The organism is Flavobacterium sp. UBA4197 (assembly GCF_002379575.1).
GTDB classification, from domain to species: Bacteria; Bacteroidota; Bacteroidia; order Flavobacteriales; family Flavobacteriaceae; genus Flavobacterium; species Flavobacterium inviolabile.
On record NZ_DFUB01000003.1, the window covers coordinates 1 to 12,839 of the forward strand.

At 40.5% G+C, this 12,839-nt stretch carries 12 protein-coding genes; 9 read left to right on the forward strand and 3 right to left on the reverse strand.

Going from position 1 to position 12,839, the window contains the following annotated elements:
• Positions 1–16: 16 nt before the first annotated feature.
• The gene (nhaA, locus tag B3394_RS01035; RefSeq protein ID WP_177732834.1) at positions 17–1,171 is read right to left on the reverse strand and encodes a Na+/H+ antiporter NhaA; all 1,155 of its coding nucleotides are present in this window, start codon (positions 1,169–1,171) and stop codon (positions 17–19) included.
• Between the two features lie 176 nt (positions 1,172–1,347).
• Here nhaA and lipA point away from each other — a divergent pair, with 176 nt between their 5' ends.
• The 3 genes from lipA to B3394_RS01050 are packed head-to-tail and all read left to right on the forward strand — an operon-like array spanning position 1,348 to position 5,487.
• The gene (lipA, locus tag B3394_RS01040) at positions 1,348–2,220 is read left to right on the forward strand and encodes a lipoyl synthase (protein ID WP_177732832.1); all 873 of its coding nucleotides are present in this window, start codon (positions 1,348–1,350) and stop codon (positions 2,218–2,220) included.
• Positions 2,221–2,258: 38 nt separating this feature from the next.
• Positions 2,259–3,263: a type I glyceraldehyde-3-phosphate dehydrogenase gene (gene gap / locus B3394_RS01045; protein WP_177732830.1), complete on the forward strand. Its 1,005-nt coding sequence runs from the start codon at positions 2,259–2,261 to the stop codon at positions 3,261–3,263.
• 34 nt (positions 3,264–3,297) lie between these two features.
• Entirely contained in the window at positions 3,298–5,487 is a 2,190-nt protein-coding gene (locus B3394_RS01050) for a tetratricopeptide repeat-containing hybrid sensor histidine kinase/response regulator (protein ID WP_286912052.1), read from the forward strand.
• On the opposite strand, the gene B3394_RS01055 is transcribed toward B3394_RS01050, so the two are convergent.
• Positions 5,481–6,293, reverse strand: coding sequence for a purine-nucleoside phosphorylase (locus B3394_RS01055; protein ID WP_177732825.1), 813 nt, complete (start codon positions 6,291–6,293; stop codon positions 5,481–5,483). The genes B3394_RS01050 and B3394_RS01055 overlap by 7 nt on opposite strands.
• Entirely contained in the window at positions 6,265–7,290 is a 1,026-nt protein-coding gene (gene lpxK, locus B3394_RS01060) for a tetraacyldisaccharide 4'-kinase (RefSeq protein WP_286912056.1), read from the reverse strand. The genes B3394_RS01055 and lpxK overlap by 29 nt, the downstream gene beginning before the upstream one ends.
• A 106-nt stretch (positions 7,291–7,396) precedes the next feature.
• Here lpxK and B3394_RS01065 point away from each other — a divergent pair, with 106 nt between their 5' ends.
• The 6 genes from B3394_RS01065 to rluF all read left to right on the forward strand — a co-directional run bounded on the left by B3394_RS01065 (position 7,397) and on the right by rluF (position 12,573).
• Positions 7,397–8,491, forward strand: coding sequence for a Nif3-like dinuclear metal center hexameric protein (locus tag B3394_RS01065; RefSeq protein ID WP_286912058.1), 1,095 nt, complete (start codon positions 7,397–7,399; stop codon positions 8,489–8,491).
• 3 nt (positions 8,492–8,494) lie between these two features.
• Entirely contained in the window at positions 8,495–9,274 is a 780-nt protein-coding gene (locus B3394_RS01070; RefSeq protein WP_177732820.1) for a zinc ribbon domain-containing protein, read from the forward strand.
• Between the two features lie 33 nt (positions 9,275–9,307).
• Positions 9,308–10,165, forward strand: a complete 858-nt coding sequence (locus tag B3394_RS01075; protein WP_286912060.1) for an alpha/beta hydrolase — start codon at positions 9,308–9,310, stop codon at positions 10,163–10,165.
• 43 nt (positions 10,166–10,208) lie between these two features.
• Positions 10,209–10,604, forward strand: a complete 396-nt coding sequence (locus B3394_RS01080; protein WP_286912062.1) for a hypothetical protein — start codon at positions 10,209–10,211, stop codon at positions 10,602–10,604.
• A 64-nt stretch (positions 10,605–10,668) separates the two neighbouring features.
• Entirely contained in the window at positions 10,669–11,685 is a 1,017-nt protein-coding gene (locus tag B3394_RS01085) for a TQO small subunit DoxD (protein WP_286912066.1), read from the forward strand.
• A 72-nt stretch (positions 11,686–11,757) separates the two neighbouring features.
• Entirely contained in the window at positions 11,758–12,573 is an 816-nt protein-coding gene (gene rluF, locus B3394_RS01090; protein WP_286912073.1) for a 23S rRNA pseudouridine(2604) synthase RluF, read from the forward strand.
• Positions 12,574–12,839 lie beyond the last annotated feature (266 nt).

A 12,839-nucleotide genomic window follows, 5' to 3' on the forward strand; every position in this document is an offset into this window, starting at 1 on the left:
TTCAGCCCTTTTTAATTTATGTCATCGTATCCGTTTGCTTCTTTAAAGAAATCTTTAAAAAGATAAAACCGATAATACCGGCAACCAGCGACGAAATCAATATGGATATTTTAGAAACGGTAATATCGTCCGGCTGCGATTTAAACGCCAGTAAGGTTATAAATATCGACATGGTAAAACCGATACCGGCCAAAAAACCGGTCGCAAAAATCTGCTTCCATTGCAAATCCTGCGGCAGTTTACAAATTCCGATCGCAACCGCTGCAAAACTAAACAGAAATACACCCAACGGTTTTCCTAAAACAAGTCCCAGGAAAATACCGATGCTGTTTTCATGTGTCAGCCCTTCTACCCAGTCATTCCCGATAATGATTGCCGTATTCGCCAAGGCAAACAAAGGCAATATAAAAAAGGCAACCGGTTTGTGCAGGGCATGCTGCATTTTATATGAAATTGTTTTCTTGCTGCCGTCTCCGAAAGGAATCACAAAAGCCAGTAAAACACCGGTAATGGTGGCATGCACCCCCGAATTCAGCATAAAATACCACATTAAAACACCACCCAGCAGGTACGGAAACGGATTATTCACTTTCAAACGGTTAAACACAAACAATACTGCCATGATTCCTAAAGCAATTCCTAAGTTCATCACCGAAAGATGATCGGTATAAAAAATCGCGATAATCAGTATGGCTCCCAAATCGTCAATAACGGCCAGTGCCGTTAAAAACACTTTTAGCGATAAAGGCACGCGGCTTCCCAATAGTGACAGTACTCCCAGCGCAAAAGCAATATCCGTCGCCATCGGGATTCCGGCTCCGGACTGTGTTGGCGTACCCTGATTGAAAAACATATAAATTCCCGCCGGAATCAGCATGCCTCCTAAAGCAGCAAATAGGGGCAGTAACGCATTTTTAATACTGGAAAGTTCTCCTTTATAAATTTCGCGCTCCAGCTCCAGACCAATCAAAAGGAAAAAGATCGTCATCAGTCCGTCATTAATCCAATGCTCAAACGAATGGCTTCCGATCCGGAAATGCCAGATATGTTCATAATATTCCTGAAATACGGAATTTGCTAACAACAGGGAAATAATGGTGCAGACGATCAGGACTATTCCTGATGATTTTTCATTTTCAAAAAAATCAGCAAAGAGTTTGGTTGCTTTCATATATAATAGGGAGATAAAATCAGATTAGGCTTTTTAACGATAATCACAAAGATACCATTTTTTAAATTAGCGGTTTTACAGGTAAAAATCACGCTGATTTCATCTATTAAAAATGCGTTAAACGGATTCGGAAATACACAACATTACTTTATCTTTGCACTTCAAATTTGTATGCAATGGAAACTGTTTTAGACACAAATATACTCCCGACAGGCAAGCCGAAATGGCTGCGCGTAAAATTGCCGACCGGTAAAAAATATACCGAATTACGCGGACTGGTAGACAAATACAAGTTAAATACGATTTGTACCTCGGGAAGCTGTCCGAATATGGGAGAATGTTGGGGAGAAGGAACGGCTACTTTCATGATTTTAGGAAATGTATGTACCCGTTCCTGCGGATTTTGCGGTGTAAAAACCGGACGTCCGGAAACAGTGGATTGGGATGAGCCGGAAAAAGTGGCCCGTTCCATTAAAATCATGAACATCAAACACGCGGTTATTACCAGTGTGGATCGTGACGATATTAAAGACGGTGGCTCCATTATCTGGAAAGAAACCGTTAAGGCTATCCGCCGTATGAATCCGGAAACCACTTTGGAAACCCTTATTCCTGACTTTCAGGGAATGGAAAGAAACATCGACCGTATCGTAGAAGCCGATCCGGAAGTAGTATCGCACAATATGGAAACCGTAAGACGGCTGACCCGTGAGGTGCGCATCCAGGCAAAATACGACAGAAGTTTAGCCGTTTTAAAATACTTAAAAGAAAAAGGAATCCGAAGAACAAAATCCGGAATCATGTTAGGCTTGGGTGAAACCGAAGAAGAAGTGATCCAGACAATGCGGGATTTACGCGATGCAAATGTGGATGTGGTGACCATCGGTCAGTATTTGCAGCCCAGCAAAAAACATTTACCGGTTAAAGAATTCATCACACCGGAACAATTTGCAAAATATGAAAGCATCGGTAAAGAAATGGGATTCCGTCATGTAGAAAGCGGCGCTTTGGTACGTTCTTCCTACCATGCACAAAAACATATCTTATAATCATTCCGATTATATAACACCTGAATACTGTTAGTTAAATGAATCAGAAAATAAAAATTGCCATTAATGGTTTTGGTCGTATTGGACGTAACCTGTTCCGACTTTTACTCAATCATCCATCAATTGAAGTTGTTGCGATAAATGATATTGCCGACAACAGGACCATGGCACATTTAATAAAGTATGACAGTATTCACGGCGTACTTCCGAACAAGGTTACTTTTGACGAAAACGCCATTATAATTGACGGTCATTCCTATCTGTTTTTCCATGAAAAAGAAATCTCCGGATTAAACTGGAAAGATCTGGATATTGACATTGTTATTGAAGCTACCGGAAAATTCAAGACTTATCCTTCGGCCGAAGCCCATATTAAGGCAGGCGCCAAAAAAGTAATTTTGTCTGCTCCGGCAGAAGATGAAAACATCAAAACAGTTGTACTGGGTGTTAACGAACATATTCTGGACGGTACAGAGCTGATCATTTCCAATGCCAGCTGTACGACCAACAATGCCGCTCCGATGATTCAGGTAATTCAGGAATTATGCGGTATTGAACAGGCCTATATTACCACGGTTCACTCCTATACAACCGATCAGAGTTTACACGACCAGCCGCACAAAGACCTGCGAAGAGCCCGTGGCGCTTCACAGTCCATAGTACCCACCACAACAGGAGCTGCAAAAGCACTGACTAAAATTTTCCCGGATCTGGATGGGAAAATCGGAGGATGTGGTATCCGGGTTCCGGTTCCGGACGGTTCATTAACAGACATTACCTTCAATGTAAAACGTCAGGTTTCGATTGAAGAAATCAACAACGCTTTCCAAAAAGCGGCAGCAACAAACCTAAAAGGAATCCTTGATTATACCGAAGACCCAATCGTTTCGGTTGATATCATCGGAAATCCGAATTCGTGCCTGTTTGATGCCCAACTTACTTCCGTGATAGACAAGATGGTAAAAGTTGTAGGGTGGTATGATAATGAAATCGGCTATTCTTCACGAATAATTGATTTAATTATCCACACATATAACAAATAATTAACTATATTTATACTGATTTTTAAACAAAGAAATGAGGTATATTCTGTTTTTATTATTTTTTCTACCATTAAAAAGTTTTTCACAGGAAAAAATTACCCCAATAAAAGTAGATAGTATAACCTACTATCTGGAATTATCGAATTTCCACAAGAACAACTATACCTATAATAAAGCCCTTGAGTTTGGTAAAAAAGCAGTCAATTATGCTTCCAAAAACAATCTTGAAAAAGGGCTTGCCGATACCTATCTGGCTATTGGCGGTATATACTACCAGCTAAAAAAGACGGATGACGCGATTGAAAATTTCATCCGCAGTCTTGCTATTTACAACAACCTGAAACCTTCTTCCAACATTGCCTTCTGTTACTATAACTTAGGCTTGTGTTATCTGGATAAAAACAGTTTTTCGATAGCTGAAAATTATTTCGACAAAGCCATTTCCATTTATGAGCAAATCCAGATTCCGGATGCGATTGAACTGATCAACCTTCAAAAAGGGATCATCTACAAAAAGAAAGGCAATATCAACCTGGCTACGGCGCTGTTCAAAAACATCATTGCCAAAAGCAATATCGACAACCTTTTCGAAACCAAGGCCGAGGCCTATTATCAGCTGGCGGAAATCAACGAGGCCAACAATCCGAAAAAAGCGATTGATTATCTGGAAAAAGCCAATGTACTGACGAACAACAATAACATTTCACAAAAGCTGAAAATCATCCGGAAGATCAGCACCCTTTACAATAAGACCAATGCGGTTAACCAGTCTTTCTACTATTTAAAACGGTACGTACACCTAAAAGATTCCCTGACTGCCATTAACAATGACAGTATAGGCGAAGCGGCTTTTGAACGGTATATTGCCAACGAGCAGCTGAAAACCATTGAAAAAATGGACAAGGAGAATAAGGAACAGGAAAAGTCCATTAAATTCTCCAAACTGATCAGTATACTAAGCATTGCCTTAATTTCGATCTTATCCCTGTTAAGTCTTTCGCTGTACAAGAATAACATCATCCGTAAAAAAACCAACCAGCTTTTAAAAGAGAAAAACCTCGAACTGGAAGTTGAAAAAGAAAGAGCCGAAAGAGCTTCAAAAGCGCGTGCCGAATTCCTGTCGACGGTAAGCCACGAGCTGCGTACACCGTTAAATGCCATCAACGGAATCACCCATATTTTAATTGAGGACAAGCCTAAGGAAAGTCAGCTGGCCTACCTGAACTCCCTTAAATTCTCAGGAAACTACCTGTCTACCTTTATCAACGATATCCTCGAGATCAACCGTGTGGAATCGAATGCGCTTGAGGTTGAAAAAATCAATTTCAACATACGGGAACTGTTTCAGAATATCATGGATTCCTTTATTGAACTTGCGAATAACAACAATGTTATCTGCCATCTCGATATTGATGCAAATATTCCGAACAACCTGGTTGGTGATCCTACCAAACTTTCCCAGATATTGATCAACCTGATCAACAACTCCCTTAAATTCACCAAAGATGGCGATGTCTGGATACAGGCAACCCTTAAAAAACAGGTGGATGCTGTTGTGGAACTTCATTTTGAAATCCGCGACACCGGAATTGGTATCCTGAAAGAAAAACAGGAAACCATCTTCGACAGTTTCACGCAGGGTTCTGTAGAAATCAACCGTAAATATGGCGGAACCGGTTTAGGACTGTCCATTGTTAAACGTTTGGTGGAATTATTAGGCGGTAAGATCAACCTGGAAAGCGAGCTTGACGAAGGGGCCAAATTCTATTTTGACCTTTCTTTCCCTATAGGCGAAGAAATACTTGTTGAAAAGAAAACCGGTCTGGGCTATGATGAGCAATGGCTGATTGGTAAAAAAATCCTGTTGGTTGAAGACAACAAGATCAACCAGATGATTACCAAGAAAATGCTGGAACGCAAACAGATGGACTGTACCATTATTGAAAACGGGGAAGATGCGATCGAACACCTTCGCAATCATAAATATGATCTGGTACTAATGGATGTGCATTTACCGGGAATCAACGGAACGATCGCCACGGAAGAGATCCGGAAGTTTGACAACATAACCCCTATTATTGCCTTAACGGCGATCTCACTGGATGAGAACAGGGAAATGCTGCTTTCGTATGGAATGAATGAGGTGATTACAAAACCTTTCGATCCGGAAAAGTTCTACGAGATTATTGCAACCACCATCATTTTTCAGAGCAACAATCAATAAGCTGCTATCAGGTTTTTAATCAGGTTACGCACATGTGGTTCTGCCGCTTTTGCTGCTTCCAGAACTTCATCATGAGTAATGCTGTCAATACTGTGTTCGTCACCCATATCGGTAATTACAGAAATACCGAAACACTCCAGGTTCATGTGTCGGGCAACAATTACTTCCGGAACGGTTGACATTCCCACACAGTCACCGCCTATGGCTTTCACCATTTTATATTCTGCCAGCGTTTCAAAAGTAGGTCCCTGTAATCCCAGGTAAACCCCGTCTTTCACGTCTATATTTAATGAAGCTGCAATTTCTTTTGCTTTGGCAATCATTTTACGGCTGTACGGTTCACTCATGTTTACAAAACGAGGTCCGAAACGCTCGTCATTTTTCCCGCGCAACGGATGCTCCGGCATCATATTGATATGATCTTTAATAATCACAACAGAACCCACGCGATATTCCGGATTCACACCACCGGAAGCATTGGAAACGATAAGTTTTTCCACTCCCAGATAACGCATTACACGTACCGGGAAAGTAACTTCTTTCATATCATATCCTTCATAGAAATGAAAACGTCCCTGCATCGCCACCACTTTTTTATCGCCTATGGTTCCGAAAACCAAAGCCCCTTTATGTCCCTGAACGGTAGAAACCGGAAAATTCGGAATCTCACTATACGGTAAGGTAAATGCTATTTTAATATCTGCTGTAAATCCACCCAAACCGGAACCTAAAATAACACCATATTCCGGTGTAAAATTGGTTTTCTCCTTAATGTAATTAACTGTTTCTTGTACTTGCTCCCACATAATCTAAAATAGTTTTATCAAATTCATCTTTATTACCCACAAAAGAACTGATGATTGGCAGGTAGAATAATTGTCCTGAAGGCAATTTCCCTGCCAGCCGCACATAATCCTTTTCGGTGGTAATTATTATTTTATTATTCGCTTTTTGTTTTATTTCGGCTATATCCTTATCGGTAAAATCATGGTGATCCGGAAACGCCATACAATTGTTTTTAGCAGCTTTTAAATGATTAAAAAACGGCTCCGGCTTGGCAATACCGGCCACCAGCAGCACTTTATCGCTGTCTATGTCCTTAACAGCTATTGAATTCTCTTCAGAAAAAACAGCATCATGATATTGGATAAAAGTAAAAAATAATTGCTGATGTGAAGCCAGTTTAAACCTGGTTTTAATTTCGTTCTGCTGAATGGCCGTCAAGTTTTCCGGACATTTTGTAACAACCACGATATCGGCACGGTTCACACCGCTTCTGCTTTCCCGTAAATTACCAGCTGGTAAGATCAGATCGTCAGTATACAAATCATTATAGGCTGTAAGCATGATATAAAAGCCGGCTTTTACCTTTCTGTGCTGAAAAGCATCGTCCAGCAGGATCACTTCCGGTTTTTCCTGTTGCTGCAATAACTGTTGTATTCCGTTGGTTCTGTTTGCATCGACCGCGACCATTACCTCCGGGAATTTCCTGTAAAACTGAAACGGTTCATCGCCCAATATTGCGGCATTGGAAGCCGCATCGGCCAGAACAAACCCTTCCGATTTCCGTTTATAGCCCCTGCTCAATGTCGCAATCTTATATTTTCCGGAAAGCAGCCGGATTAAATATTCAATTTGCGGGGTTTTACCGGTACCGCCAACACTAAGATTACCAACAGCAATAACAGGAAGGTCAAAAGAATGGGACTTCAGAATCCCTTTGTCAAAAAAAAGATTCCGTATACCCGTAATACCACCATACACTATAGCAAGCGGAAAAAGTATTTTTCTCAGAAAATTCATATTACGAAAGTAGCTATTTTTTATCTTTGAATATAACTTTCACGGTAAAGTTTAAGCTTTAGACTCCTTAAAAGAGTTGGCTTCACCAATTAAAAATATAATCCAAATGAAAATTAAAGAGATACTCGCGATACTGGAAGAAATGGCTCCGCTTGCCTATGCCGAAGATTTTGACAATGTTGGTCTGTTAGTTGGCGATGTCAATGCTAATGCTACCGGTGTCCTGGTTTGCCATGACGCTTTAGAAACGGTAATTGATGAAGCAATTGCCAAAAACTGCAACCTCGTGGTGTGCTTCCACCCGATACTCTTCTCCGGATTAAAAAAAATAACCGGGAAAAACTATGTGGAGCGCGCCGTCATAAAAGCGATCCGCAACGATATTGCTATTTATGCCGTTCATACCGCTCTGGACAATCACCAACAGGGTGTCAATAAAATTTTCTGCGATGCTTTGGGACTTACCCATACAAAAGTATTGGTTCCGAAACAGCACTTTATCCAAAAACTGGTTACCTATACCATTCCGGAAAATGTTGCCAAAGTGCGCAATGCCCTTTTTGATGCCGGAGCCGGAAAAATAGGCAATTATGAAGACTGCAGCTTTAACTCCACCGGAACGGGAACCTATATGGGGAATGAAAACAGCAATCCGGAAATTGGAGAACGTTTTGAATTTGTAGAAGCTGCGGAAATTAAAATCGAGGTCACTTTTGAAAAACACCTGCAGTCCAAAATTCTGAAAGCCCTTTTTGCCAGCCATGTTTATGAAGAAGTCGCTTATGAAATTTACGATCTGCAAAACACCCATCAGAACATCGGATTGGGAATGATCGGTGAATTTAACCATCCGCTAGCGGAAGCTGATTTCCTGGCACTTGTTAAAGAAAAAATGCTGGCCGGTGGTATCCGTCACAGTGCGTTTACCGGAAAAGCCATTAAAAAAGTTGCCGTACTGGGTGGTTCCGGAAGTTTCGCCATTAAAAACGCCATTAGCATGGGTGCCGATGCTTTTTTAACTGCCGATTTAAAATACCATCAGTTTTATGAAGCCGAAAACAAGCTTCTTTTAGCCGATATCGGGCATTTTGAAAGTGAAAGATATACAAAAAACTATATAGTTGATTATCTTACGAAAAAAATTGCTAATTTTGCAATCATTTTATCGGAAGAAAATACAAATCCAGTTAAGTACTTTTAAAATATGGCAAACATCAAAGAACTAAGTGTAGAAGATAAGTTACGAGCACTTTATGACTTACAGTTAATCGATTCACGCATTGATGAAATTAGAAACGTGAGAGGAGAATTACCTCTTGAAGTGGAGGATTTAGAAGATGAAGTAGCTGGATTAAGCACTCGTTTAGAGAAATTAAAAAGCGATTTGGATTCTATTGAAGAGCAAATCAAGGAAAAAAAGAATGCTATCGATGGTCACAAAGAGGCGATCAAGAAATATACAGAACAACAAAAAAATGTTCGTAATAACAGAGAATTCAACTCTTTAACAAAAGAGGTGGAATTTCAGGAATTGGAAATTCAATTAGCGGAAAAACACATCCGTGAGATGAAAGCTTCTATCGAACATAAAAAAGAAGTTATTTCACAAACCAAAGAGCGATTGGATGCAAAACAATCTCACTTAAAACACAAAAAAGCAGAATTAGACGATATCATGTCTGAAACTGAAAAAGAGGAAACGTTCTTATTAAACAAATCTGCCGAATATCAGTCACAAATTGAAGACCGTTTATTAGCAGCTTACAACAGAATCCGTACCAGTGTTAGAAATGGTTTGGCAGTTGTTTCAATCGAAAGAGGTGCTTCTGCAGGTTCTTTCTTTACAATTCCGCCGCAAACACAGATGGAAATTGCTTCCCGTAAAAAAATTATTACAGATGAGCACAGTGGAAGAATTTTAGTAGACAGTGCATTAGCTGACGAAGAAAAAGAGAAAATGGAACAATTATTTTCTAAAATATAAGTAACTTAAAGCCTCCAAACGGAGGCTTTTTTTATGAAACTACTCAACAAAATACTATACTATATACTCACAAAGTCTATCGGATTGTATATTAATCTGATGAGCTTTTTATTTCCGGAAAAATCGGCACAGCTTGCCTATCGTTTTTTTACAGAACCCAGAGAAGGAAAACTCGATCCGAATAAAATTCCGGGTATCCTGAGCGAGGCTCATGCCGAAGCAGTCACCTTTGGAAACCAGACCATACAAACCTATACCTGGAAAGGTAACGAACACCGTATCCTGTTAGTACACGGCTGGGAAAGCAATGCTTCCCGCTGGGAAAGAATCATCGTTCAGCTGCGGCAATCCGGAAGCACCATTATCGCACTCGACGGTCCGGCACAGGGGCTTTCCAGCGGACGTGAATTCAACATTCCGGAATATGCCCGGTATGTGGATACCATTATGCAGAAATTCAATCCGAAATTCCTGATTGGTCACTCCATGGGCGGTGCCACCTGTATATTCTACCACTACACCTATAAAAACCCGATGCTGGAAAAAATGGTTATTTTAGGCGCTCCGAGCGAATTTATGATCGTACTGAACAACTATAAAAAAATGCTCAGCCTGAATAAAAAAGTATCCTGCCTGCTGGAAAAAAGAATAACCGAACGCTTTAATATTGATCCCAATGAATTTTCAGGCGACCGGTTTGCCTCCGATTTCACACTCAAAGGCTTGATTGCTCATGATGTGGACGATCTGGTGGTTTCCTTTAACGAAGGTAAGAAAATAGCCCAAGCCTGGAAGTCGGCAGAATTTATCGAAACCAAAGGATTGGGACATAGTTTACACGACGACCATTTAAACCAGCGCATTTACCGTTTCCTTTTTGAAGCCGACTAAGTTTTAACTATTTTCTTCGTTTTAAATAGCCTATTTTTGACAGATGAGGATTGAGCAAAATAAAACGGTTTCTTTTCACATCGGATTTATCCGGCTGGTGATGCTGTCGCTTTTGCTGATTTTAGCATCGTGCAATACGAAGAAATCGATCCATACAATACTGGATGTTCCGCTCACCAAAACATTAAACCTTTCCCAAACGGTTTACTTTGACAAAAGCGATTGCTCGTTTACCGAAAACTCCGAATCGTTTACATTCCAACAGCAGCATACGGCTGTGGCATACCTCGTTCCGGAAGTTCCCGTTGTTAGCTGTTCCGGTTTTACCAGAAATACCATTGGCAGGCTTACTGTCAATCCGGAATATAACAGTACCAAAAAGAGGAACCTCCATCCGCTCTATCTGCTCTATAAAAAACAGAAGATTGCCTTATTGTAATTTTTAAAATCCGCTTTGCTAAAAAACCTAGCAACATGCTTTATTCATTTTAAAAATTACAACTATGACTATTCCACACAATAGCCCGACTTTTTATTGGGCAGGATTTTTCACGCTTTCCCTTCGCATCGTTACCGGCTGGACGTATTTTTCAGCTTTCTGGAGACGCCTGGTACTCGAAAACAAATTAGATCCCGAAACTGCCGGATATATCGGCGAAAAATTCAATCATTTCCTCCCAAATGCATTGGGAATACAACCGCTTATCGAATACCTCGTTACCCATCCCGATGCCCTCTGGTGGTCCATGATCGGCTTTACAATCATCGAAGGAATTGTAGGTTTGTTTTTTATGCTTGGGCTCTTTACCAGATTAATGAGCATTGGTGTTTTCTTCCTTGCTCTGGGTATTCTTTTAGGCGCTGGATGGCTAGGCACCACCTGCCTGGACGAATGGCAGATCGGCGTTTTGGGATTGGCTTCCGGATTTACGGTTTTCTTTACCGGAGGAGGAAAATTTGCTTTAGACAACTATCTCCCTTTTTTAAAACGGAATCCTTTGGCGGCATTCCTCACTTCCGGTACGCTGCCATTATCTAAAGAAAAGATGCTCTTTACAGGAATAACTGGTACACTGTTCATTACCTTTATGACACTGTTTACCAATCAGTATTTCCATGGTGGTGTCTGGGGAACCCTGCATAACAAATCGGTAAAACCAAAAATAGCCCTTGAAACCCTGCAATATCACAACAACGCACTTCATTTTTCTGTTTACAGAACAGAAGGAGCCGATGTGTACGGTTCTTTCCTGATTGGCATCAGCCTGCAGGATGCTGCTGCCAAAACCGTATTTGCCTTGCAGCATGACCAGCTGGCGGCATTCCCGGAAGAACAGATCCAAAACAAACATGTCGCTAAAATCAAACCCGGCAAACACAGCCTGGTTATTCCGCTTGGTGCTAAGGCTGTAATTACCCTTAATGCAAAAGAAATACAGGATTTACCCCGGGGAACCTATACATTAGTATTGACAGATATCAGCGGAATTCAATGGTCAAAACCATTAATTATTGAATAAAAAGCCCTCCTTTTTGCTGATTATTTCGTTTTTTAATTCTTAGAAGTCTTCAAATTAGCTTATTTTTGTAAAATGGAAGAAAATGTAAAACGCCTTAATAAATTCTTATCCGAAACCGGATTTTGTTCCCGTCGTGAGGCGGACAGGCTTATTGAGGAAGGTCGTGTAACCATTAACGGGATCGTTCCGGAAATGGGTACTAAAGTGACTCCTGATGATGAAGTAAGAGTAGATGGAAAACTGATTCGCGAGAAAACAGAAAAACCGGTTTATCTGGCCTTTAACAAGCCTGCCGGAATTGAATGTACCACCAATCAGGATGTCCGCAACAATATTGTGGACTACATCAATTATCCGAAACGTATTTTCCCGATTGGCCGGTTGGATAAAGCCAGTGAAGGCTTAATCTTTATGACGGATGATGGTGACATTGTCAACAAAATCCTTCGTGCGCGTAACAATCACGAAAAAGAATATGTCGTTACGGTTAACAAACCGATCACCGATCGTTTTATTCAGCGAATGGGTAACGGTATTCCGATATTGGATACGGTAACCAAAAAATGTAAGGTTGAACAGATCAGCAAATTTGTTTTCCGGATCATTCTGACGCAGGGATTGAACCGCCAGATCAGAAGAATGTGCGAATACCTGGATTATGAGGTTACCGCCTTAAAACGTATCCGTATTATTAATATTTCACTGGATGTTCAAGTTGGCCGTTACAGAGATCTAACGGATGCTGAAATCAAAACACTGAACGAGTTGATTGCTCCTTCCAGCAAAACGGAAGAAGCCAGTTTACCGAAACCGGTACCAGGCAGAGAAGTAAAAAAAGCATTTTCTCCCAGAACGCAGAACAACCGAAATTTTAGAAACAAAAAATAAATTTAATAGCAAAGCAAAGGGACACTAATGACTACGTTCTTAACGACAGCGATCAGTTATTTGTAAAGAAAGCATTAATATAAAGGGGTAAAACCTAAAAAATAAAGCCGGATCATTTAATGATTCGGCTTTTTTATGTGCGTTATTATAGACAATATCTTTTATTAAAGGATGATTTCCCGATCATTTAACCGGTTCTCCACACCCCTACTTCACACCCCTACTTCACACTTCTTTTCTCTCACTTCTTTTCTCTTATTTCTTTT

Bases quoted from the DNA above. Each gene is read 5' to 3' on its own strand.
- B3394_RS01070 (WP_177732820.1), top strand. From the start codon at position 8,495: ATGGCAAACATCAAAGAACTAAGTGTAGAAGATAAGTTACGAGCACTT.
- B3394_RS01050 (WP_286912052.1), top strand. From the start codon at position 3,298: ATGAGGTATATTCTGTTTTTATTATTTTTTCTACCATTAAAAAGTTTT.
- nhaA (WP_177732834.1), bottom strand. From the start codon at position 1,171: ATGAAAGCAACCAAACTCTTTGCTGATTTTTTTGAAAATGAAAAATCA.
- B3394_RS01080 (WP_286912062.1), top strand. From the start codon at position 10,209: ATGAGGATTGAGCAAAATAAAACGGTTTCTTTTCACATCGGATTTATC.
- B3394_RS01065 (WP_286912058.1), top strand. From the start codon at position 7,397: ATGAAAATTAAAGAGATACTCGCGATACTGGAAGAAATGGCTCCGCTT.
- B3394_RS01055 (WP_177732825.1), bottom strand. From the start codon at position 6,293: ATGTGGGAGCAAGTACAAGAAACAGTTAATTACATTAAGGAGAAAACC.
- rluF (WP_286912073.1), top strand. From the start codon at position 11,758: ATGGAAGAAAATGTAAAACGCCTTAATAAATTCTTATCCGAAACCGGA.
- lipA (WP_177732832.1), top strand. From the start codon at position 1,348: ATGGAAACTGTTTTAGACACAAATATACTCCCGACAGGCAAGCCGAAA.
- B3394_RS01085 (WP_286912066.1), top strand. From the start codon at position 10,669: ATGACTATTCCACACAATAGCCCGACTTTTTATTGGGCAGGATTTTTC.
- gap (WP_177732830.1), top strand. From the start codon at position 2,259: ATGAATCAGAAAATAAAAATTGCCATTAATGGTTTTGGTCGTATTGGA.
- B3394_RS01075 (WP_286912060.1), top strand. From the start codon at position 9,308: ATGAAACTACTCAACAAAATACTATACTATATACTCACAAAGTCTATC.
- lpxK (WP_286912056.1), bottom strand. From the start codon at position 7,290: ATGAATTTTCTGAGAAAAATACTTTTTCCGCTTGCTATAGTGTATGGT.